The organism is Mucilaginibacter aureus (genome assembly GCF_053514885.1).
The window spans coordinates 1248407-1269924 of the sequence record NZ_CP170601.1 but is presented as its reverse complement, the minus strand read 5'-3'; the positions used below and the strand labels follow the sequence as shown (position 1 = coordinate 1269924).

Annotated in this window: 24 protein-coding genes; 15 read left to right on the top strand and 9 right to left on the bottom strand. The window is 43.6% G+C overall.

Annotated elements, in window-relative coordinates; genetic code table 11:
- The first annotated feature begins 44 nt into the window (after positions 1–44).
- On the top strand, positions 45–1457 hold the full coding sequence (locus tag ACFGVR_RS05320; protein ID WP_448701615.1) for an oligosaccharide flippase family protein: 1413 nt from the start codon (positions 45–47) through the stop codon (positions 1455–1457).
- Complete coding sequence (locus ACFGVR_RS05315; protein ID WP_448701614.1) at positions 1454–2668, top strand: glycosyltransferase family 4 protein; 1215 nt, start codon at positions 1454–1456, stop codon at positions 2666–2668. Before ACFGVR_RS05320 ends, ACFGVR_RS05315 begins: the two co-directional genes overlap by 4 nt.
- Here ACFGVR_RS05315 and ACFGVR_RS05310 read toward each other — a convergent pair.
- Positions 2661–3473, bottom strand: coding sequence for a glycosyltransferase family 2 protein (locus ACFGVR_RS05310; protein ID WP_448701613.1), 813 nt, complete (start codon positions 3471–3473; stop codon positions 2661–2663). The two genes, ACFGVR_RS05315 and ACFGVR_RS05310, sit on opposite strands and share 8 nt — an antisense overlap.
- A gap of 246 nt (positions 3474–3719) precedes the next feature.
- On the opposite strand from ACFGVR_RS05310, the gene ACFGVR_RS05305 reads away from it, so the two are divergent.
- From ACFGVR_RS05305 to ACFGVR_RS05285, 5 genes are read left to right on the top strand one after another with little or no spacing between them, the layout of a single operon-like run.
- Positions 3720–4361 carry an RNA polymerase sigma factor gene (locus tag ACFGVR_RS05305; RefSeq protein WP_448701612.1) on the top strand — a complete coding sequence of 214 codons (642 nt, stop codon included), beginning with the start codon at positions 3720–3722 and terminating at the stop codon, positions 4359–4361.
- On the top strand, positions 4361–5614 hold the full coding sequence (locus ACFGVR_RS05300; protein WP_448701611.1) for a hypothetical protein: 1254 nt from the start codon (positions 4361–4363) through the stop codon (positions 5612–5614). The genes ACFGVR_RS05305 and ACFGVR_RS05300 overlap by 1 nt, the downstream gene beginning before the upstream one ends.
- 5 nt (positions 5615–5619) lie before the next feature.
- A complete protein-coding gene (locus ACFGVR_RS05295) occupies positions 5620–6168 on the top strand; it encodes a YceI family protein (RefSeq protein ID WP_448701610.1) in 549 nt (182 codons plus the stop codon).
- Between the two features lie 31 nt (positions 6169–6199).
- The gene (locus ACFGVR_RS05290; protein WP_448701609.1) at positions 6200–7114 is read left to right on the top strand and encodes a DUF5777 family beta-barrel protein; all 915 of its coding nucleotides are present in this window, start codon (positions 6200–6202) and stop codon (positions 7112–7114) included.
- Positions 7115–7118: 4 nt separating this feature from the next.
- Positions 7119–7556 (top strand): QcrA and Rieske domain-containing protein, encoded by a 438-nt coding sequence (locus tag ACFGVR_RS05285; RefSeq protein ID WP_448701608.1) that lies wholly within the window; start codon positions 7119–7121, stop codon positions 7554–7556.
- A gap of 88 nt (positions 7557–7644) precedes the next feature.
- Here the strand turns inward: ACFGVR_RS05285 and ACFGVR_RS05280 are convergent, their stop codons facing one another.
- Positions 7645–7950: a hypothetical protein gene (locus ACFGVR_RS05280; protein WP_448701607.1), complete on the bottom strand. Its 306-nt coding sequence runs from the start codon at positions 7948–7950 to the stop codon at positions 7645–7647.
- Between the two features lie 89 nt (positions 7951–8039).
- Between ACFGVR_RS05280 and ACFGVR_RS05275 the strand changes: the two genes are divergently transcribed.
- Complete coding sequence (locus ACFGVR_RS05275) at positions 8040–8777, top strand: 4'-phosphopantetheinyl transferase family protein (protein ID WP_448701606.1); 738 nt, start codon at positions 8040–8042, stop codon at positions 8775–8777.
- A 366-nt stretch (positions 8778–9143) separates the two neighbouring features.
- Here the strand turns inward: ACFGVR_RS05275 and ACFGVR_RS05270 are convergent, their stop codons facing one another.
- Positions 9144–9911, bottom strand: a complete 768-nt coding sequence (locus tag ACFGVR_RS05270) for an exodeoxyribonuclease III (protein ID WP_448701605.1) — start codon at positions 9909–9911, stop codon at positions 9144–9146.
- A gap of 121 nt (positions 9912–10032) precedes the next feature.
- On the opposite strand from ACFGVR_RS05270, the gene ACFGVR_RS05265 reads away from it, so the two are divergent.
- Positions 10033–10212, top strand: coding sequence for a hypothetical protein (locus ACFGVR_RS05265; protein ID WP_448701604.1), 180 nt, complete (start codon positions 10033–10035; stop codon positions 10210–10212).
- 17 nt (positions 10213–10229) lie between these two features.
- Here the strand turns inward: ACFGVR_RS05265 and ACFGVR_RS05260 are convergent, their stop codons facing one another.
- Together ACFGVR_RS05260 and ACFGVR_RS05255 are read right to left on the bottom strand one after the other, a co-directional pair.
- Positions 10230–10937 (bottom strand): peptidylprolyl isomerase, encoded by a 708-nt coding sequence (locus ACFGVR_RS05260; RefSeq protein ID WP_448701603.1) that lies wholly within the window; start codon positions 10935–10937, stop codon positions 10230–10232.
- Position 10938: 1 nt separating this feature from the next.
- Complete coding sequence (locus ACFGVR_RS05255) at positions 10939–11286, bottom strand: hypothetical protein (protein ID WP_448701602.1); 348 nt, start codon at positions 11284–11286, stop codon at positions 10939–10941.
- A gap of 798 nt (positions 11287–12084) precedes the next feature.
- Here ACFGVR_RS05255 and ACFGVR_RS05250 point away from each other — a divergent pair.
- Together ACFGVR_RS05250 and ACFGVR_RS05245 are read left to right on the top strand one after the other, a co-directional pair.
- Complete coding sequence (locus ACFGVR_RS05250; RefSeq protein ID WP_448701601.1) at positions 12085–12405, top strand: hypothetical protein; 321 nt, start codon at positions 12085–12087, stop codon at positions 12403–12405.
- Positions 12406–12573: 168 nt separating this feature from the next.
- A complete protein-coding gene (locus ACFGVR_RS05245; RefSeq protein ID WP_448701600.1) occupies positions 12574–15069 on the top strand; it encodes a TonB-dependent receptor in 2496 nt (831 codons plus the stop codon).
- 94 nt (positions 15070–15163) lie between these two features.
- On the opposite strand, the gene ACFGVR_RS05240 is transcribed toward ACFGVR_RS05245, so the two are convergent.
- On the bottom strand, positions 15164–15529 hold the full coding sequence (locus ACFGVR_RS05240; protein WP_448701599.1) for a hypothetical protein: 366 nt from the start codon (positions 15527–15529) through the stop codon (positions 15164–15166).
- A 154-nt stretch (positions 15530–15683) separates the two neighbouring features.
- On the opposite strand from ACFGVR_RS05240, the gene ACFGVR_RS05235 reads away from it, so the two are divergent.
- From ACFGVR_RS05235 to ACFGVR_RS05225, 3 genes are all read left to right on the top strand, one after another.
- Entirely contained in the window at positions 15684–17222 is a 1539-nt protein-coding gene (locus ACFGVR_RS05235; protein WP_448701598.1) for a YifB family Mg chelatase-like AAA ATPase, read from the top strand.
- 80 nt (positions 17223–17302) lie between these two features.
- Complete coding sequence (locus tag ACFGVR_RS05230) at positions 17303–17818, top strand: YcxB family protein (protein ID WP_448701596.1); 516 nt, start codon at positions 17303–17305, stop codon at positions 17816–17818.
- A gap of 164 nt (positions 17819–17982) precedes the next feature.
- Complete coding sequence (locus tag ACFGVR_RS05225) at positions 17983–18384, top strand: hypothetical protein (RefSeq protein WP_448701595.1); 402 nt, start codon at positions 17983–17985, stop codon at positions 18382–18384.
- Positions 18385–18394: 10 nt separating this feature from the next.
- Here the strand turns inward: ACFGVR_RS05225 and ACFGVR_RS05220 are convergent, their stop codons facing one another.
- Positions 18395–19144, bottom strand: coding sequence for a hypothetical protein (locus ACFGVR_RS05220; protein ID WP_448701594.1), 750 nt, complete (start codon positions 19142–19144; stop codon positions 18395–18397).
- A 188-nt stretch (positions 19145–19332) separates the two neighbouring features.
- On the bottom strand, positions 19333–20241 hold the full coding sequence (locus ACFGVR_RS05215) for a hypothetical protein (protein ID WP_448701593.1): 909 nt from the start codon (positions 20239–20241) through the stop codon (positions 19333–19335).
- An 81-nt stretch (positions 20242–20322) separates the two neighbouring features.
- Between ACFGVR_RS05215 and ACFGVR_RS05210 the strand changes: the two genes are divergently transcribed.
- Positions 20323–20922: a matrixin family metalloprotease gene (locus ACFGVR_RS05210; RefSeq protein WP_448701592.1), complete on the top strand. Its 600-nt coding sequence runs from the start codon at positions 20323–20325 to the stop codon at positions 20920–20922.
- A 90-nt stretch (positions 20923–21012) separates the two neighbouring features.
- Here the strand turns inward: ACFGVR_RS05210 and ACFGVR_RS05205 are convergent, their stop codons facing one another.
- A complete protein-coding gene (locus ACFGVR_RS05205; RefSeq protein WP_448701591.1) occupies positions 21013–21492 on the bottom strand; it encodes a DUF6252 family protein in 480 nt (159 codons plus the stop codon).
- Positions 21493–21518: the final 26 nt, after the last annotated feature.

Sequence of the window (21518 nt, the reverse complement as noted above, 5' to 3'; positions counted from 1 at the left end):
AATAAGAGCAGCCTAACGTATACCCCTAAAAGCAGCATAAGCGGTTGGCAAAAAACAAACTATTGGTACGCGTACTATCCTCCGGAATGCAGGCTTTGGCGGTGCAGGTACTGGGTAGTTTATTCTTTTATTTGATCTCGGTTTACATTTCAAAAAACGATTTCGGTATTATTAGCTGGATGAATGCCGTTTGCCTGTTGCTTACTACTTTTTTAGGTTTTGGGCTGGAGCAGGTTGTGGTACGCCGGGTTGCTGCGTCAACGCGATCCGACTGGGCAGGGATGGCTTTTTTTGTGCACTCCATAACCGGATTTGCGGTTACACTTTTGTTATTACTACTATTGAGAAATGTTGCAGGTATGGCCCATTACCTGCCCTGGTTTTTTGCTGCACAGGGCCTGGTTTATATAGCCGTACCCTTAAAACAATTTTTAAACGCTAAAGAAAAGTTCACACCTTATGGCGTTATTGCTTTAGCAAGTAACCTGTGTAAGATAGCCGCTGTATGTGTGCTGCTCCAGGCTGGCTGGCTGGATATCAACAGCGTTATTATTATCCTGATCGTTTCGGCCATGTTTGAGCTGGTTTGCTTGTTTGTTTATGTGATCAGTAAAACCACTTTTAATTTTAAGTTCCGTTTTAAAGCCTATACCAAATTACTTAAGGAGGCATCGGCACAATATATTTCGGTGATCTTTGATATCAGCTTATCGCGGATGGACTGGATACTGCTGGGCCTGCTAACCACCAATGTGGTACTGGCCGATTACAGTTTTGCCTATCGCGCATTTGAACTGGCCCGGCTGCCCATGCTGGTTATTGGTCCGCTTATTTTACCACGACTCGCCCGGCTAATGGGTACGAATGACCGGCTTGTTGAAGAGAGCCGTGAGCAGATCAACTCGTTTGCAACTGTTGAAATGTTTTTCGCGGTGATGATACCCTTAATGCTTAATATTTTGTGGGTACCGGTGGTTGGTTTGATCACCCATGGCAAATACGGTGATACCAATGCCCTGCAGTTTTTGCTGCTGTCGGTGTGCATGCCCTTGCAATTATTGATTAATTTGCTGTGGTCGGTAAGTTTTAGTGCTAAAAAGTATAAGCAGGTTAGCACCATAACCATAGTTTGTGCGGTGTTAAATATCGTGCTCAACCTGGTTTTGATACCTCAACTAAGTGGCCTGGGCGCAGCCGCAGCCTTTTTGCTGACTACCGTTTTACAGGGCATATTGTATTATAGCCTGGTACGTAAAACAATGATGAGTATTTCGATAAAGCCAATTTTGTGGTGTATTGTATCTGCGGCTGTCATTTACTTTTTAGTTAGCCGGCTACCGCTCAACTGTGTTTTTCAACTGCTTATCGCGATAAGCGCTTATGTTGCGGTTGGTATTATATCCCGACAGATTAGTAAACAACATTTGGTTAATTTTAAACAATTTTTAACTCAATGAAGATACTTTACCTGTGCGATGAATATCCCCCCGGCCAGCATGGCGGCATTGGTACATCGGTGCAATTATTGGCCCGGCAAATGGCCAAAATGGGGCACAAGGTAGTTGTAGCTGGTTTGTACCCTTTAGGTTATGGCGGTGCCGATGAGTTTACTGATGAGGGCGTAAAGGTTTACCGTTTCAGGCTTGGGATGGACGGGAAATGGTTTGAGCACCGCGACTGGCTGCTTGTTCGCATTGTGCGGATGCTGCTCAAAATAACCGGTCTGCTAGAGCGTGATATCAAAAAAAGCCTGCCGGTTTATCAGCATCAGCTGGAACAACTGATAGCGGCTAACCAGATCGACATTGTTGAAATGCCCGACTATAACGATTATATTAAATTTTGCGGCGGGTATGTACCTTTCCCTCAGTTATCGGTGCCGGTGGTTGTAAAAATGAATGGTTCTATGACTTACTTTGCTTACCTGGCCGATAAGCCCATCGCGGTAAACGCCATCAAAATGGAGCAGGCAATTTTAAAACAGGCCGCTGCTGTAAGCAGTGCAAGTAAATACACCGCTGAAAAAAGCGCTGCCTGGTTTGGGTATGATAAACCGATAGAAATATTGCACAATGGTATTAATACAAATGTGCCCCTCAGCAATGAACACAGGAATACTAGTCAGGTTATTTTTACGGGCAGCCTGATGGAAAAAAAAGGTATATATCAATTGGCTAAAGCCTGGAATATGGTAAATGTAAGCATCCCCGATGCACGGCTGTTGATATTGGGCAAAGGCGACCAGCAAAAAGTAATACAGTATTTGAGCGATAGCGCCCGCAACACCGTAACGTTTTTGGGCCATGTAGATACCGAAACGCTATACCGGCATTTATCGGCATCGGCAATAAGCATATTCCCGTCGTATGCAGAGGCTTTTGCGTTGGCGCCCTTAGAGGCGATGTTATGCGGTACGGCAGTTATTAACTCAAACCGAACATCGGGCCCCGAGCTGATAGAAAATGAGATGAATGGCTTATTGGTAGATCCGGATGATATTGTACAGATGGCCGCTGCCATGGTATACCTACTTACAGCAACTCACGATAGGGAAAGATTGGCAAAGGCGGGGCGGGAAACAGTTATCGATAAATTCGATATCGCAAAAATAGCAACGCTGAATATTGATTTTTATCAAAGGATTTTAAAACACGGACAGGTCAGCTAACCTCGGCTGAATAGGTGTAAGTGAGATTTGGTTGCGTATAAGGCTTAAGGCTATTACCCTGCTCCATCTTTTTCAAAAAATAATACTTTAACCGGGTGTGTTTAATGGCCGAACGGGCAATGTACCAGCCTTCTCTGCCATCTAAAAAGCCCAGGTAGACGATGTAGTTTTTAACAAAGTTAAACACCGGCGACAGGTATAGTTTGGTAAACGTGGCGCGCTTATTATTGTTATAGCAGCTTTGGGCGCTCAGTTTGGCATAATGCAACGCTTTATTGCGGCACTCTGTATTGTTGTTTACCGAGTAATGGTGCAGGTGCCCGCTTAGTTTTTTTACCCTTACCCTGTTGGGCGGAACGAGCGTTTCGTGCACCGGCGATTCGATCCACCTGACCATATTGCGGTTAAACAGCCTCACGTGATGATCGCGGCCCCATTTGCCAAAACGAATGAGCTTTTTACCGAAGTATGAACGGAACCGGATATCGTAAACTATTTCGGGGTTATCGAGTTTTAAACGTTTTATCGATCGTATTAATTCTTCATCGGCTACTTCATCAGCGTCAAGGCTCAATATCCAATCGTGCTGCGCAAGCTCAATGCCTTTATTTTTGTTGGCACCATATCCATCCCACTGTTTTTGATATACCCGGCACCCGTATGCTGCTGCAATATCTAATGTGCCGTCGGTACTGCCATTATCTATCACAACAATATCGTTGGTAATTAACCGGGCCATGGCTAAGGTAGCGGCAATTATTTCAGCCTCGTTTTTAGTTATAATAACAACCGAAACAGGTATCATATCAATAAGCGTTTGTAAAACAATCACGAAAGTGATGTGCAAAAGGTTGCTTGAGGGTGAAAATATTTGCGCAATTAAATAACTGTATTTGCGGGGATGTCTTATGTTTTTAGGCAAATCGCTGATAATCAGCAGCATTTTCTTATTTGCAAATTTTTTTAACATACTTAGGCAACCTTTTATTGTGCCCTAACGTGATGTATGCAGATAAGGTAAAATTAAGAGAGCTAACAGGTTATAACCCATATGGGCGAAGAAGAGTTATATCAACTAATAGGTGGCTGTATAAAGCAGGACAGGAAAAGCCAGAAAATGCTGTATAAAGCATTTTACGGTTTTTCTATGGCGATTTGCCTGCGGTATACCGGCGACAGGGATGAGGCCGCCGAAGTATTGAACATGGGTTTTTTAAAGGTATTTACACACATTAAAACCTATGATATTGCGCGCCCATTTAAAGGATGGCTGGGTAAAATTATGACAAATGTGTCTATTGATTATTACCGGGCAAATTTAAAAATGGCTTATAGCGATGACCTGGATAAAGCCGAGCATTTAAGCGACGGTGAGTTTGCCGACAGGAAATTGAATTACGATGACCTTTTGGCAATGGTGCAAAAGTTGCCCCAGGCTTACCGCACGGTATTTAACCTTTTTGCAATTGATGGTTACAGCCACGATGAAATTGGCGAGATGCTGGGCATTAATGCAGGCACATCAAAATCAAACTTACATAAAGCACGTCAAAAGCTTAAACAAATGATATTAGATTCAGAATCGGAAGCAAATACCGGTCGTGGTAAATATAACGGATTAAATTATTCGCCTATTGTAGCCATTAGTACATCTGAAATGAATAGTGGTTATTTTAACAATGGAATAAGGTGATGAAAACGGAAGAGGAATTAGATAACCTGTTTAAACAAGGGCTCGAAGAGCCCGGTAATTATAAAAATTACCGCGAGGCCGATTGGGATGCCCTTGAAGCGATGCTTGACGAAAAGAAAAGGCGCGGTGTGATCTATTGGCTGCCTTTGGTAAGCGGCATAGCGGCAACTTTAATACTGGCTTTAGCCTGGCAATTTTTAGGGACAGGGGTAAAAAACACCAAAGGTCCGAAACAAATTACCCAAACTATTAATAAACAAACACCGAAAGAATTAAACGGTACAGAACCTGTAATAACCAAACCAAATATAACTCCTAATGATCAAGTTAACCCCGGTAAAAACGACCGGCTGACACAGCAACAGGCAGTTCTCACAAAAAAACTTAGGCTACCGGTAAATGGTGACGCCAGCCACGGTAGTACTAATAACAAATCGTTCTTAGCCTTATCTGCTGTTGAAGCCGGCCGCGCTGCCGGACCAGAGCAGGACAACACGACTATCGATCGATCGGCCGGGACTTTGGCCGCGGTTGATACGAGGGTTTTTGGAAAAGACGAGCTGAATAAAAACATTGCATTTAATGGTTTTAACATCGTACCTAATACCGCGCCGAACCCTGTACAGCAGAAGGCCAAAAGCCTGTCGGGTTTTCATCCGCAATATGCTTTAACCGTGCTGGCTTCGTCAAACCTTAACGGGGTGGGTACTTTTGGCGATAGTAAAGTGGGTACCACCGGTGGGTTTTTGTTTTCGGTGGGTTTAAGTAAAAGGTTTACAGTAAGTACAGGTGCAGTATATGCCAAAACACCATATAATACCGAGTTTTATAACTACCATACCAGTTATAACTTTAAAGTTAACCCCGAATCGGTTAATGCTGATTGCCGGGTATTGGATATACCACTCAATATCGATTACAAGTTTGCCCAAAAAGGACGAAATTCATTCAGCGTTGGCTCGGGTTTGTCAACCTACATTATGCTGAGCGAAAAATATCACTATAACTATGCAACCCCTAACCCCAATCCATATTGGCTTAGTGATGTAAGTGTAGTTAACAAAAATAGTCATTTTTTTGGGGTGCTTAATCTTGATGCCACTTATCAGCGGCAGCTTAATTCGAAACTAAGCGTGGCCGTGCAGCCGTACATGAAACTACCGTTAACCGATATTGGCAATGGCCAGGTTAAGTTACAATCAACAGGTTTATCGGTAGGGTTAAGCTGGAACATTAATACACTAAAACGCTAACCAATATGAAAATCATTAGTTTAATATTACTTGCAGGGTTAAGTATATTTAACCAGGCGGGGCAAGGCACATACGTTTGTAAAAACGCCCAGATAACACTTTTTTCAAAAGCACCTATAGAAGATATTGAAGCAAGATCTGAAAAAGGAACATCGGTATATAATTCGGCCACGGGCGATATTGCTTTTAATCTGCCCATCAGTTCGTTTAAATTTCAAAAAAGCCTGATGGAGGAGCATTTTAACGAAAACTACATGGAGAGCGATAAATACCCCAACGCAACCTTTAAGGGTAAAGTAAGCGGAACAGTGGATGTAACTAAAGACGGCTCATACCCGGCTAATGCCGTTGGGGTGCTAACCGTGCACGGCGTGGCTCAAAACCGCACTATAACCGGCACTATAACCGTAAAAGGCGGTGTGGTAAGCCTGTCGTCAGAGTTTATGGTAAAGTGCGTTGATCATAAAATTACCATACCCACCATTGTATTTCATAACATTGCCGAAACCATTAAAATAACGGTGTCGGCAACGTACGATCTGTATAAAAAATAACCTTAAATAATCACTCAACAAACTAATTAACATGAACAAGTATGCCCTGATTTTTGCGTTGTTGCTTGCCGCGACAGGCGTAAGCGCACAAAATACCGATTCGCTGATGAACAGCTTAAATGCCGGTGATAAAAAGAACGAACCCGTGATCGCTGCTTTTAAGGCAACCCGTCTGATCTTCTCGCAAACTACCGAAACAGTAAAAAAGAATAACCTTAACTTTTTGGTGATACATCGCTTTGGTAACATTGGTACTGCGGATGGCGGCGCTCAAACCGATTTTGGTTTAGACCGGGTTAACGATGTTTACATTGGTTTTGAATACGGCCTTACTGATAATTTTAATATTGATCTGGGCCGCAGTACCATAGGGCAATTAATAGATCTGCAGGTTAAATATGCGGTTTTACATCAGGAAACCAATGGCGGTTCGCCGCTTGCCATTACCTTATTGGGCGGTGCGGGTGTACACCCTTACGGTTACGGTTTATACAATACTTTTGGCGATCGCATGTCGTACATTGCCGAGGCCATATTTTCGCGCAAATTTACCCCGGGCCTTTCGATAGTGGTAGCGCCAATTTATGTAAAAGATAACACACCACTGCCATTAATTACCGGTATCGAGAAGGAGTTTGTAGCATTATCGGCTGCGGGCCGCTTAAAGGTGACCAAACATATGAGCATTTTGGTTGATTACGAACATCCGTTTTCGGACTACCGCAACACCGACCATGGTTTTTACGACCCACTGGGTTTTGGTATAGAAGAAGAAACAGGAGGTCACGTATTTACGATAAATTTTAGCAATGCAAACTCGATATCGCAAATAAACAGTCTGAGCGCTACGCAACAAAGCTGGGGCAAAGGGCAATTCCGTTTGGGGTTTACCATATCGCGGATGTTTGATCTAAAACCGAAAAAGAAAGAGCCGACTAAATACTAAGACAATGGAAAGACAAGAGTTTTTATCGAAACTGGGCATTGGTGTAGCAGCAGTGTGTGTTGGATGCGCTTTTGGATCATGCTCAAAAGGTGGTGATGCAAAAGCATCGGGAAGCGGAGCCCCGGCTGCAGGAAGCGGGACGGTATTTACCGCCGACCTGGGTAGCGAACTAACCGGCGTGGGACAAACCAAAGCCGCAAATGGTGTGATATTGGTAAGGTTGGCTGCGGGTAATGTGGCCAGCTCATTTACCGCAGTGCAAATTGCCTGTACCCACGAAGGTACATCGATAAACTACAATACATCACAGGGTATTTTTATTTGCCCCAACCACGGCAGCGAGTTTAGTACAGGCGGTAGCGTGATACTGGGCCCTGCAGCTGCACCGCTGCAAAAATATGCCGTGAGCATTAGCGGCAATACTTTAACCGTAACAGCCTAAGAACGCCAACCGCGCCAGGGTTAAACGTTTACTACACTTTCCCCTAATCTCAAAGATAGCGACCCTGCCCTCTCCGAAAAGAGAGGGCTTATTTTTTAATGCTGTTTTGTACGTACCACTCCAGCGTTAATTCCTTAATACTTTCGTTTACACCGGCAAATATTTCCGATCGATCGCGGGCTTGTAGTATGCCCAGTATCTCGACCTGTAATTGTAATATCACATCCATTTTGGCGCTGTTAAGTGCCAGTTCTTTGATAACGATGGGTGTGATGTTGAACTCGTCGGCTGCCGGGGTTGTGCGTTGATCTTCCATACCAGGGTAAACAAACGAAGTAATAATATAGTTTGACAGATCGTTTTTAAATGAATAAAATGCAGGAATATTTTGCATGGAGTAACCCTGGATTCAAATCTTTCGTTTAAACTGTCTAATTGATTAATTTACAACGTTTTGCAGAACCTAATGAAATTGTATAATTAATGCGCCCAATTATAACCTGCGTTCATATCAACCCGATCAACTGGGTAGATAGCGCCGAGTGCGAGCTTAATTCAGATGAGGTTAATGTGTGGAAGATATCGATCCCGAAATGGATAGTGGCCATAAACGATCTTAAAGAACTGCTTAGTAAGGATGAGCATACCCGGGCCGGGCGCTATCACTATCCCAATGACCACGAAAGGTTCGTGGTAAGCAGGGGCGCTTTGCGTATTTTGTTAAGCCGGTATTTGAAGACTGATGCTAAAACTATTGTATTTGAAAGCGGTCCCAATAGAAAACCATTTGTTAAAAATACAGGGGGCTTAGATATCCACTATAATACAACCCACTCGGGCGATGATGTTTTGATAGCCATCGCAGCAATGCCTGTTGGTATTGATGTGGAGAATTTAGAGCCTATGTTTCCGTATCAGGATATTTTGGAACATACTTTTAACCGGCAGGAAATAAGTGTTATTGATGAATCAGAAAACCCGCTCGAAACTTTTTATAGATTATGGACACGTAAGGAGGCGCTGTTAAAAGCGACCGGAAAAGGCATTGATGATGATATGAAACTGATTCCGTGCACAGATGGCCAACATCGTATTGACCGTGCATTGATAGGATCGGACGCTAACTGGTTTGTAAACAGCTTTATAGTGGACGGTAGTTATTCGGGCAGCGTTGCAGCAGGTACAAATAACATTAATTTCGTAAACTTTGAATTAAAATAATGTTGACCTGTTGAAACTTTACATGTTGTTATTGGACAAATTATTTCAAATTACAATTTTTTTTATCTTTTCCTGAAACCTAATCACCGGACATCCGTATAAGTATCCATACTACCTCTTACGGATGAAAAATGATACTCATGGTCGGCGTCCCTGTTGCCGGAAATGCCATATTGAATTTGAAGAACGCGTAAGGCGGGGACTACTTGCGCGATACCTGTTTTTTTGGTTGCCACTAAAAAGATATATCTGCCTTAATTGTTTAAGGCGGTATTATGTATTGGATACTAAAAACAGCGGTGTGCGTGTTTTGGGCGGAGGCTATTACGAAGCTCCCGATAAATCAACTCACACAGAAGGCAATATTTACAGATTGAGCTCGAGCAGTACCGGGCAATGATCGGAATGGCGTGCCTCTGATAATATAGCCGCACGTTTGATCAAATGTTCAAGCGGGGCTGTGGCCATGTTATAATCAATACGCCACCCCAGGTTTTTGGCGCGCGAATTTGCCCTGAAGCTCCACCAGGTATAATTATGCGGTTCTTTATTAACGTGCCTGAAGGTATCTACAAAACCCGACTGAATAAAATTTTCCATCCACTCACGTTCCTCGGGTAAAAAGCCGGAAGAGTTTGCGTTTGATTTTGGGTTATGGATATCGATGGGGCGGTGGCAGATGTTATAATCGCCGGATACCACCAGGTTGGGATAGGCCCATTTTAGCTGGTGCAGGTAAGCGCCAAACTCTTCCAGGAAACGATATTTAAAACCCTGCCGCTCATCGCCGCTTGAGCCGGATGGGAAATAAACACTCATTACGGATACGTCATCAAAATCAACACGGATATTGCGGCCCTCGCGATCGTAATCGCTGATACCGCAACCAAACTCGACATGCTTTGGCGTTTTTTTGGTGAAGATAGCTGTACCGCTGTACCCCTTTTTTTCGGCGGGATACCAGTAATGCTCGTAGCCCATTTGCTCAACCAGCAGCAAATCAGTTAAAACATCGGGTGTAGCCTTTATTTCCTGCAGGCAAACCACATCGGCATCGGTAGCCTGTAACCACTGGAACCAGTTTTTTGTAATTGCCGAGCGGATGCCGTTAACGTTATAGGTAATGATCTTCATTTTTTTGAATACCGGATGATGAATGTTGAATTGCGAATATCGAAATCTTTACAGATTATTGCGATGCTATTTTTATAAAACCATGCCTGGCGTATCGCCCAAACTTGAAAACTTTATGACAATGGATAAAAAAAAATGGGAGAGGCCCGCGTTAGTGGTTATTGGTACAAATGATATGATCGAAAAAAATACGTTTTCTAATAAAGAAGCCAATTATCACCATGTAACCGGCACACAATATGACAATGCTGCGGGTACAATACATATCAACAAAATGACATTTGACTCAGCCCATTCTTAATCGGCGTTGAGGTTTAATTAGTTGTTTAATCCCAATAGCTTATCCAGTTGCTTGCACTGCCGTTTGCTTAGTACTTCAACCGTCATGGGTACATCAACGGTTGGCCGGTCGCGGTTATCTTTAGGTACCGCGGCTATCCTGTCGACCATGTCGATACCGGTAACCACTTCGCCGTAGGCGGTATAGTTACGATCGAGACTTGGCGTGCCGCCTACAGTTTTATAGGTTTCGCGCTGCGATGCCGGTATTTTATAGTTCATGCCATTAAAGCGGGGCAGCTTTTCAGTTTTATCCAGGTCGGCATCGGTATAACGTTTGCCTTCCACAATATAAAATTGCGAAGCGTTTGACGCTTTTTCTGGATTATCATCGCGGGCGGCAGCCAGTACACCACGTTTGTGATAAATGCTGTCGTTAAATTCGGCAGGAATGGTATATTTTGGCCCGCCATTGCCAAGTTCGATACCCGGTTTGGCATTTTTTGAATCGGGGTCGCCGCCCTGGATCATAAAATTCTGGATAACCCGGTGAAACAAGGTGCCGTTAAAATAACCCTCTTTGGCCAGTTTGATAAAGTTATCGCGGTGTTTGGGCGTTTCGTTATACAGGCGGATGATGCACTGCCCGTAACTGGTTTTGATACGCACGTATTGGTTTTTGGGTGCTTTGGCAAAAGCTGCCGCCATAAAAGTGAGCGACAATAACAGGGTAAAAAATCTTTTCATATTATGGATTAAAAACTTCGTCAAAGTAGTCGATCATTAACGATTTAATGATCATTTCCTGCTCGAGCAAGGTATAGGCGGGTATGGGGTTTATCAACCGCCAGTGCGGCCAGCCATCCTGATCCAAACCTTCGAGCTCGTAAAACCCAAGTTTACTAAAAAGACGGCAATTGGCAATGTGCATCAGTTCTTCTTTTTGCCGCTTGCTGAATTTTTTTGGCCCTTTGCCCAGTTCCTGCACACCGATGAGAAACAGTACTACCTTAATGTCGGGTGTATCAGTATCAAAATAAGCAGCAAGGCGTTCCTGCAGTTCTTTCCATTTAATATTTACCTGCGCTGGTGTCATAGGGCAAATATAGTGTTTAGTTCATTAGTCATTAGTTCATTGGTCATTGGTGTTTTTTTATATGCGCTTTGCTTTCAGCACACATGATGTAATTGTTGCTCAGACCGAGCGTTCATCGTAATATTTAATAATGTTAGATAATTTAACGTTGTTAGGTTGTAATTTTTAAAAACGCTTAAACAATAACATGAAGGCATAAATTCGGTCAATTACTTTAATTTTTAACTACGTTAAATTATTTAACACCGTTAAAAAACAATTAAAAATACTTTTTTAAAACGCTTGATCAAAGCTGATTTTGATGGGAATAGACTTATATAAATACAGCCAAAAACTTTTAAAAACGGTGCAAAATGATTATATTTACTTTGCTGCGCCGGATTTAGGAGGCATGGGTATACCCATGTAATACCCATCGCATACCTATGTGTTTAATGGGTGTGGGAAACGGAAAATTGGCTTTAGGGCGCTGGAATGAAGGAAAGCATAAAAAGGTTGTGAAAAATACCGACAAATACCCCCCAAACTTCACACATCATTGCGAGGGGCGTTATGGTTCGCAATGAAAATACCGAAGAATACCTATGTGTTCGCGGGCATAAAGGACAGGTTAAGCTACCGCATGCTATTATCATCATCCTGTCATATCCAACAAATGTTCACAAAAATGTTACTGTCGCAATGCGAGTTAAAAAATAAAATTTAAAATTATAAGTTATCTTTGTTAGCAGTTTAATAGCAAATCGATTGTTATGATGTGAATTAAACTGAGTTAATGCTGATATCATTCAATTAATTTTGAAAAACTACACACGCCATATTACGTTCGCCTGGATCGTGTTGATCTGTTTTGTAACAGGTCAGTTAATGGCAGTAGCACACCAGCATGTACCGGGTTATAAGCAACGGATATACCAGGTATCAAAACAATTTCCACAGCCAACCGTAGCCGAAAAATGTTATGTGTGCGATATGATGCACCATACACCGGTTGCCTTGTTCAGCGATGTGCCGGTAGTTCCGCACTACACTATCAGCGAAACACAGTACAAATGCCAGCACGATTATATTGGCATCGCGCTTATCCTTTCGGCAGGGCGTTCTCCGCCACGTGCTTAACTTTCATTTAAAGTTTTAGCCGGTATAAGCGTTGTGCTTAAGGCCAGTCTAAAAATGTTAAGAGGCAAGTTAATCATCACCTTTTTTAATCGTAAATGTACCATCATCCCACCGTATGAGGATAAAAGCTTTTAAGCCGACAGGGCATTTGATCATGATACAACAAAAATGAAACTCAAATTAGTCGCGTTACTCTATATATTACTTTTGCCGCTGTTTCCGGCTCTGGCAAAAGATTCGGACCCCGAAGCAAACGGCACCCTGACGGGGAAAGTTACCGATAAAACCACCGGCGAAGCCCTGATAGGCGTAACCGTTATTATACCCGATCTGCACAATGGCACCGTTACCGATGCGAACGGTAAATACATATTGAACCATGTACCCAAAGGCGTTTACCTGTTACAGGTGCGTTATATAGGTTATGGCACGGTTAACCAGAAAGTTGATTTTTCAAAAACCAGCGTATTGGATTTTCAGCTCCAGGTATCATCCATAGAAGCCGCTGAAGTAGTGATAACCGGTGTATCAAAAGCTACCGAAATAAAACGCAGCCCCATACCGATGGTGGCAGTAAGTAAAACCGTTATTGACGAACACGCCGCAGCTGGTAACGTGATCGACCAGATTGCTAACCTGCCGGGCGTAAGCGCGGTAACCACCGGGCCAAACGTATCTAAACCTTTTATACACGGTTTGGGTTATAACCGCGTAGTAACCCTTGAAGATGGCATCCGCCAGGAAGGGCAGCAATGGGGCGATGAGCATGGTATCGAGGTAGATCAGAATTCGATTGACCGAATAGAAGTGATCAAGGGCCCGGCAAGTTTATCGTACGGGTCGGACGCTATTGGCGGTGTGGTTAACTTAATTACCGCCGCACCAGTGCCCGAAGGTAAAATAACGGGCGATGTATCCGGAACGTATGGTACCAACCAGGACCTTTTTGGCGGCTCGTTCAGGCTGCAGGGCAATAACAATGGCCTGGTTTGGGGTACAGTAATATCCGCGAAAGCAGCAAAAGACTATCAAAACACACATGATGGTCCTGTATACGCTACCAACTACCAGGAAAAGGATGCCCGTGTAATGGTTGGTTTGAATAAATCGTGGGGATACTCCTATCTGAATGCTTCGGTATTTGACGATCAGCAGGCTATACCTGATGGCAGCCGTGATTCGGTTAGCCGTGCATTTACCAAACAGGTAACCGATGCCGATCTTTTCAGGCCTATTGTATCGGCCGATGAGCTGAACTCGTACACTATACCAACGCTGCACCAGCATGTGCAGCTTTACCGTATTTATACTAACAGTAACTTTAATTTAGGTAAAGGTACGCTGCTGGTAAACCTGGGTTACCAATTTAGCCACCGCCGCGAGTACACCCACCCGCAAGATGATGTGACACCGGGGTTGAACCTGCATCTGTCCACCTATACTTATGATGTAAAATATAATTTTAACCTGGGCGATTACGAAACCACACTGGGTGTGAACGGGCAGTATCAAAATAATGCCATTGGCGATGCTACCGAATTTCCGATACCGGCATACCACCAGTTTGATATCGGGCCGTTTTTTGTGGTAAAAAAGAGCTTTGGTAAGCTCGATCTTTCGGGAGGTGCACGTATAGACAGCCGCTCGTTTACGGGCGAAGCCGCTTATATTGATACCACCAAAGCTTTTTACCCGGTACTATATACAGGGGCCAGTCCGGAAACGGCACCCAATGTAACCAAGCAGTTTGATGCTTTAAACAAAACCTTTTCGGGATTTTCGGGAAGCTTTGGCGCAACGTATAATTTTTCGAACAGCTTTTTGCTGAAAGCCAATATTGCCCGTGGCTTTAGGGCGCCCAGCATTGCTGAGCTGTCGGCAAACGGGCCAGATCCGGGTTCGCAGATCTACCACGTAGGTAACAGCGATTTTAAACCCGAGTTTAGCATACAGGAAGATATTGGTACGTTTTTAACCCTGCCTACCGTTACTGCCAGTGTTGAGGCATTTAATAACAATATTGACAATTACATTTTCCAGCAGCAGGTGCTTGATGCCAGCGGCGCACCGGTAACCAACCAGGGTTATAACGAGTTTACTTATGTGCAAAGCCATGCCCGTATTTATGGTGGCGAGGCTAATATTGATATCCACCCCTACAAGTGGCTGCACTTTGAAAATGCCATAGGCGTAACTTATGGCGAAAACAAAGGTACCGGTGGTGCTAAAGTTCCGGATAGTTTAAAATACCTGCCTTTTATACCGCCATTGCATACCCATAGCGAACTGCGTGGCAACTTTAATAAAGGCTTTGGCAGCTTTAAAAATGTTTATGTAAGCGTTGGGTTTGATCATTACAGTGCACAGGATAGGTTTTTTGCCGCTTACGGTACAGAAACCTATACCGCAGGTTATAACCTGATCAGCGCGGGTATTGGCGGCAACCTGGTAAATGCCGCAGGTAAACCTGTGATCAAACTATTTATTGAGGGTACCAACCTGGGGAATGTAAACTACCAATCGAACATGAGCAGGCTGAAGTATTTTGATAACGCCAACCCGGGGCCGGGCGTGCAGCCGGGCATATTTAATATGGGCCGTAACATCAGCTTTAAGCTGGTGGTGCCGTTTGACTTATCGCCTAAGACGGTGAACAAGGGTTAACGCCTATCCCGCAAGGGAAATTTATTTGACATCTAATTTTGACTCTATATCTACCTGTAGCCCTCTCTTAACGGAGAGGGCTTTTTTGAAGAGTCTACATCCGTGGATCGATCTTGATCTGGGTGGTATCGGTGATCATGATCTCGGGCTTGCCTTTATAGTCGATGAGTTTGCCGGTAACACAAACCTGCCTGCCCTTAAATTTGTCTTCGGGTGCGGTGCTGAACTTTTTACGGTCGTCGCCTTTGATCACCAGGCTCAATAATTCGTTAGGGTGGCTGCCGCCAAGATCAAGTAAAGTAAGGCTGGGGCCGGATAGAAATTTGCCGCCAAATACCTTATCGCAAATGGTAACGTCTTCGCCAATGTGTTTGGCTGCATCCTTTGCCATGATGATGGTTTGCGCCGATGTCTTAATCGCCGCGAAGGCTATAAATAAAACTAAGCTGATCTTTTTCATGTGTGTATAGTTTACCATAAAGTAAAGCGTTTTAGGTTAAACGGCATAATCGGCAGTTAAGTGTAATCAATAAATTACTCACGCCGGATATCAATATGGTTTTGCGCTTTTATAGATTACTTATAACTTACGCCATATATCAAAACAATAATACGTGTTAGTAAAAACCTTTGGAAGCGCTGTTTACGGTATTGAGGCCACAACCATAACGGTTGAGGTAAATATAGCCGCTGGCACAAAATATTTTATTGTGGGTTTGCCCGATATCGCCGTAAAGGAAAGCTATTTCCGCATTGAATCGGCACTGAAAAATTGCGGTTACAAAATGCCGCGCCAGCAGGTGGTGGTCAATATGGCCCCGGCCGATGTGCGCAAAGAAGGTTCGGCTTATGATCTCACTATCCTGACGGGGATGATGGCCGCCTCCGGGCAGATAGAGGCGGGTGAATTGGATAAATATCTCATTATGGGCGAAATATCGCTCGATGGTGGTTTGCAACCTATAAAAGGCGCTTTGCCTATTGCCATACAGGCACGTAAGGAAGGCTTTAAGGGTTTCATCCTGCCAAAGCAAAATGCCCGCGAGGCTGCCATAGTAGCCGATTTGGATGTTTACGGTGTTGAAAGCATCAAAGAGGTAGTCGACTTTTTTAACGGCGATGAGCAGCTTACGCCAACTACGGTAAATACCCGCGAGGAATTTTTTAACAGCGTAAACAATTACGACAGCGACTTTAGCGAAGTACGTGGCCAGGAGAACATCAAACGCGCCCTGGAGATAGCCGCCGCAGGCGGGCATAACGTGATATTGATCGGCCCGCCGGGGGCGGGGAAAACCATGCTGGCCCGCAGGCTGCCATCGATACTGCCGCCGCTTAGTTTACACGAATCGTTAGAAACTACGAAGATCCATTCGGTAGCGGGTAAACTATCAACCAGCGATGCGCTGGTTACCGTAAGGCCGTTCCGCTCACCGCACCATACCATTAGCGATGTGGCACTTGTTGGCGGCGGCAGCAACCCGCAACCCGGCGAAATATCGCTGGCGCATAACGGCGTGTTGTTTTTAGATGAACTGCCCGAGTTTAAACGCAGCGTTTTAGAGGTAATGCGCCAGCCGCTTGAAGAGCGTAAAGTTACTGTAAGCCGTGCCAGATTATCCGTAGAATATCCCTCAAGCCTGATGCTTGTAGCGAGCATGAACCCGTGCCCCTGCGGTTATTTTAACCACCCGGAAAAGGAGTGCGTTTGCCCGCCGGGCGTGGTGCAAAAATACCTGAGTAAAATATCGGGTCCGTTGTTGGATAGGATTGACCTGCATGTGGAAGTTACGCCGGTAAATTTTGCCGAGCTATCATCCGATAGGTTATCCGAAAAAAGCGAACTGATCCGAGAGCGGGTTATACGTGCCCGGGATGTACAGGCCAAACGGTTCGGTACCGAGGAAGGTTTGCACAGCAATGCGCAGATGAGCACCAAGCTGGTGCGCGAGATCTGCATCATCAGCGATGCCGGGCAGGCGCTGCTTAAAAAGGCGATGGAAAAACTGGGGCTGTCGGCACGGGCCTATGACAGGATACTGAAAGTAGCGCGTACCATTGCCGACCTGGCTGATAGCGAAACTATTGAACTGGAGCATTTGGCTGAGGCCATACATTACAGGAGTTTGGATAGGGAAAGCTGGGCCGGGTAATGTTGGTTTTTTGTTGTCGATGACAACACTAACAATGAGCTGAGTTAAAAACGACAAATTAAAAAACAATTAATAAACATATGATGAATGCTTTTTCCGTTACTACTAAAATGACCTTCCCTGAATTCAGGAAACTGAATTTTAAAATACTTTATGCTAAAAACTGGGTATTAGCAATTACAATATTTTCGGCACTTTTTGTTATTGCCTCTATAGTAATGTCCATGGTTCATTACTACACCATTATCAATTCGGACTATTACGGCTTCGGAGTTGGTTTGGCTACAATGGCTGTTACATTACCCTTAACGGTTTTTTTTGTTGCAAAAAAAGGATTCAAAAGTAATAGTATGCTACAGGAGTATATTACCTATGAGTTTTCTGAAGAGGGCATAAAAACAAGTGGTGAATCGTTTTCATCCGAATATAAATGGCAAAAATTACATAGGGCAGGTTTTACAAGCGACTGGCTGTTATTATATCACAGTAAAACGGCGGCGAACTTTGTAAAGATCAAAGAAGTTAACACTGCTGATATTGAAAATCTGAAATTGCTTTTGAATGAAAAGGGCATCAAAGTAAAAGTGCTTAATTAGCGATAAAGGCCTGCGTAGTGCGGATTTGCAAACCCCGACCAACAATGACCTGCTAAAAGAAAAAGCCAGAGATCGTAACCCATAAACTTTTAAAACATAAAAAATGATTGGGATATTTGTAGTGGATAACGATTTTAGGCCGGGGTACTTAACGCAATAATCACTTGAAAAAGTTTTACCTCATCGCTTTGAGTACCATCATCCTGCTTGCGGGTGGTGCATATGGATATATGCGGTATTATAAGGATACTTATCCCGAAAGGCTATTTTTGACGCTTACGGGTATTAGTCATTATTCCTTACGGTCAACCATTTACACCGAACACGATACCTATGTTGAAGCCTCGGTGAGTGACCATGATAAGGCCGCGCTGTTAAATAAATACAAATTTGGGCCATACCCCGCTAACTGGAAACTGAAACAGGTGTGCCCGTTCATCCCAGACAGCGATCGCGGTTTTTCGTATTACCGTGAATATAAAAAGCAAAAACCACATGGTTATACTTTATGCTTTTTACAGCCTAAAACCAATGTGGTTATTGTTTATGAGTACCGCGAAAATTAAGCGGCGCGAATTAAAAATGGAAGAAGATACCAAATGTACCTTGCAATACATCAATAGGTTGTTTGGTAACCAGGCGGCCAACTGTGTAAGGGTTGCTTTCGTTAGTAATAGCGATACCTTCGCTGCCTACATATTTACCTGTTAACGCAAAGCCAAAACCACTGCTAACATTATAGTGCAGGCCTATAGTACCGCTATAGGCAAAAGCCGAAGCATTTGAACTACGCTGGTAAAAGATCTGGCTGGTACCGCTTGTGGAGCCCACAGCAACTTTATACACGCTTAGTTCATACTCGGGAGTATTGAGGCTTTTTAACAAGCCTGCCGAAACACCAACATCCAGCGAAAAATCGCCAAAAAAGTAAGAGTATTGCGGCCCCAGTAAAATATTATAGTTTTGGAATCGTGATGTTACGCTTACCGTAGTGGATTGCGCATTATAATCGGCATTGTAACCTGCCGACAGAGCCTGCAGCTCATCGGTTGTGGGGCGCCCCTGATCCTGGAAAGAAAGATCGATAACACCGGCAATGTGCTTGCTGAAATAGTGCGCCCAATTGATACCGTAAGTTATACCATTTTTAGCAAAGCCGGCATGGTTGTCATAATAATCACTGTTTTTAAAAGCTCCTAACGGGTGTGACAGGCCCATATAAACACCAAGATAGTTTTTACCTGCCGGCGGCGCATCCTGTGCTTGTACGTTAACGGTTATAAATGCAATAAATAAAGTAAAAAGTATAGTTATGTTTTTTTTCATATTATAGTACAAGTAGCAGTTGTTTGGTGCAAAAATAGCAAAGCAAGGCAATAACCCAATAAATTTTGCCTATGCAACGCATTACAGGCCATAATATTACGCTTTTTGTACACCACGGCGCAATTTTTAACAATTTTTAACTGTAACAGCTTGCCTTAAACTGTTTGTAATGCAAATACAGGTTGGGTTTATCCGGCCCTGCCGGTAATGTTTAAAATTACAAAGCTATTGTGTGGTATGCCCAGTGTTTTACCGGGCGTAATGTTTAAATAAAGTTTTAAATAACCGTTTACAATACCCGTCATCATGCGATTTTGCCAGATCTCAAAATCCTTATCAATAGGTATTACCGTCGATCTCCAGAAGTGCAATTGGCCAAGGGCATCAACAGTAGCAACAAGCGAATAATGAAAATCTTTATAAGCCTTGTTAATCGTGACATTATATTCCGGATTGATATAGTCGGCTTTAGGGTCGGTGCTCTCTGCAGAATCGGCCGGGGCTTCCACTCGTGAAATGATTAGCAGCGGGCTTTTACTTTTAAGCACCGGCTGCTCAGTGCCGGCAAAAGAGCTATCCGGGATTTGGGTTGCCTGGGCAATTTTAGCTTTAATAAACAAGGTATCCTTACGGGTTGGCTTTTGCAGCGTTTGTGCATCGGTATGCAGCTTGTTTTTAATATAATCGTCGGAGTAGATCGTCATGTACAGGTTGGAGCGGTCGTCAATGATCACTTTATTTTCTACGTGCAGCACCTGGAATTTTATACTATCCTTAGTAAGCTTGCGAAGCTTGAGCCAGGCCCAGGCAATGTTGAATACCGAATCATGATCGAATATTACCGGGCAGTTAAAAAAGCGCTTTTTTTCGGGACTGTAGATATTGATCGAATCGGCAGATACAAAGGTAAAACGCCAGTCGGGTGCGAGTTGAAATCCTTGCCCGTTAAAAATAACCCCGCTTTTAAAGGTACGGCGTACCTCGGTATAATGAATGCCAATAACACTTTTAAACGATGGTTGCGGTTTTTGCGGCTGCTTACACGAAAAATGAAAAAGCGCGATTATGAGGATAAGAAGGTTACAATTTTGTTTCATTAGTATAAATAGTATTGCGGGCTTAACCGGCACGTCAATAATTTCGAAAATATAGCTTTAATTCAGTTTTTTAGCCCGGTAATGAAAAAAATACTTTTGGGAAGCCTTTTGGTGTATATGTTGCTGATTATTGCCGGGTGTAACGGGCAACAAGATAAAAAGCTTATTGTATTGCAGCCCTTTGGCAACTATCCCGATAAGGAAACCCGGTTGATAGCTATTGGTTTGACAAAGGTGTACGGTGTAAACATCAGCATCGCGAAAAGCATACCCTTACCCGCCGCCACCTGCTACAAGCCTATGAAACGTTATAACGCCGATGGCCTGATCAGTTTTTTGGCGGACAGAAAGCACGGCGCATACACCGTGATGGGCCTGACCGACCAGGATATATTTACCAGCAAGAACGGCAACCCGCACTGGGGTATAATGGGTTTGGGTACGCTTAACGCTGATGCCTGTGTTGTATCGACCCGCAGAATACACCAGGGCGCAACAAGAGATGCCGAATTGGTAAAACTGGCAGTGCACGAACTTGGGCATAATTTCGGATTGCCGCATTGTGCCAACAAAAGCTGTATAATGGCCGATGCCGAAGGGCACAATAACTTTTACCGCGAAACACGTTTATGTAATGATTGCAGGCGGAAGCTGATTGATAAAAGCCTGATAAATAACTGATCCGGAGGCCTTTTGTAATTGATATGATCGGTTAAAACTCGTAAATTGATAAATCTTTTCGCGCATTAACCCGGTGATACTGCAAAACATCTAAATTTTGATGTACTTTAAATTGAATACCCCGCTGGTAATTGATTTGACAGTATTGGTTGTATAGTTGGTGCCCGTAAACTGGAAAGTGCCAGCTATGGTATCGCTGGTAAATGTAGTGATGGTTATAGTTCCCGCAGTACCTAAAAAGGTATCGGAATAAGCCGCCGTGGTGCTGTAACTTAAGATGGGATTGTCAATTACAATATCAAAAGTCCCTGTTTTAACATTGTCAACCATCAGGTTAATACCCTGGGTACCGGGCAACTGGCCAATTATCTGTATGGTATTGGTGCTTACATATAAAGTAGCTATACTTAGGGTTGATGACATTGACGTTCCGTCAACTTTTAAGGAAATATTACCGGTTGCTGTTACAGCAGGCGTCGCACCTGTGGTATGTCCGGGTATTTTTTGGCACGAACTAAATAGCAATATATAAAGGCTAAGAAAACAAAAAAGAGTACCGGCTTTTTTCATAAAGGCTATATCTAATGATAAATATA

Excerpts from the sequence above, each read along its gene's own strand:
- ACFGVR_RS05315 (WP_448701614.1), top strand. The coding sequence starts at position 1,454 with ATGAAGATACTTTACCTGTGCGATGAATATCCCCCCGGCCAGCATGGC.
- ACFGVR_RS05310 (WP_448701613.1), bottom strand. The coding sequence starts at position 3,473 with ATGATACCTGTTTCGGTTGTTATTATAACTAAAAACGAGGCTGAAATA.
- ACFGVR_RS05305 (WP_448701612.1), top strand. The coding sequence starts at position 3,720 with ATGGGCGAAGAAGAGTTATATCAACTAATAGGTGGCTGTATAAAGCAG.
- ACFGVR_RS05300 (WP_448701611.1), top strand. The coding sequence starts at position 4,361 with ATGAAAACGGAAGAGGAATTAGATAACCTGTTTAAACAAGGGCTCGAA.
- ACFGVR_RS05295 (WP_448701610.1), top strand. The coding sequence starts at position 5,620 with ATGAAAATCATTAGTTTAATATTACTTGCAGGGTTAAGTATATTTAAC.
- ACFGVR_RS05290 (WP_448701609.1), top strand. The coding sequence starts at position 6,200 with ATGAACAAGTATGCCCTGATTTTTGCGTTGTTGCTTGCCGCGACAGGC.
- ACFGVR_RS05285 (WP_448701608.1), top strand. The coding sequence starts at position 7,119 with ATGGAAAGACAAGAGTTTTTATCGAAACTGGGCATTGGTGTAGCAGCA.
- ACFGVR_RS05280 (WP_448701607.1), bottom strand. The coding sequence starts at position 7,950 with ATGCAAAATATTCCTGCATTTTATTCATTTAAAAACGATCTGTCAAAC.
- ACFGVR_RS05275 (WP_448701606.1), top strand. The coding sequence starts at position 8,040 with ATGCGCCCAATTATAACCTGCGTTCATATCAACCCGATCAACTGGGTA.
- ACFGVR_RS05270 (WP_448701605.1), bottom strand. The coding sequence starts at position 9,911 with ATGAAGATCATTACCTATAACGTTAACGGCATCCGCTCGGCAATTACA.
- ACFGVR_RS05265 (WP_448701604.1), top strand. The coding sequence starts at position 10,033 with ATGGATAAAAAAAAATGGGAGAGGCCCGCGTTAGTGGTTATTGGTACA.
- ACFGVR_RS05260 (WP_448701603.1), bottom strand. The coding sequence starts at position 10,937 with ATGAAAAGATTTTTTACCCTGTTATTGTCGCTCACTTTTATGGCGGCA.
- ACFGVR_RS05255 (WP_448701602.1), bottom strand. The coding sequence starts at position 11,286 with ATGACACCAGCGCAGGTAAATATTAAATGGAAAGAACTGCAGGAACGC.
- ACFGVR_RS05245 (WP_448701600.1), top strand. The coding sequence starts at position 12,574 with ATGAAACTCAAATTAGTCGCGTTACTCTATATATTACTTTTGCCGCTG.
- ACFGVR_RS05240 (WP_448701599.1), bottom strand. The coding sequence starts at position 15,529 with ATGAAAAAGATCAGCTTAGTTTTATTTATAGCCTTCGCGGCGATTAAG.
- ACFGVR_RS05230 (WP_448701596.1), top strand. The coding sequence starts at position 17,303 with ATGATGAATGCTTTTTCCGTTACTACTAAAATGACCTTCCCTGAATTC.
- ACFGVR_RS05220 (WP_448701594.1), bottom strand. The coding sequence starts at position 19,144 with ATGAAAAAAAACATAACTATACTTTTTACTTTATTTATTGCATTTATA.
- ACFGVR_RS05215 (WP_448701593.1), bottom strand. The coding sequence starts at position 20,241 with ATGAAACAAAATTGTAACCTTCTTATCCTCATAATCGCGCTTTTTCAT.
- ACFGVR_RS05210 (WP_448701592.1), top strand. The coding sequence starts at position 20,323 with ATGAAAAAAATACTTTTGGGAAGCCTTTTGGTGTATATGTTGCTGATT.
- ACFGVR_RS05205 (WP_448701591.1), bottom strand. The coding sequence starts at position 21,492 with ATGAAAAAAGCCGGTACTCTTTTTTGTTTTCTTAGCCTTTATATATTG.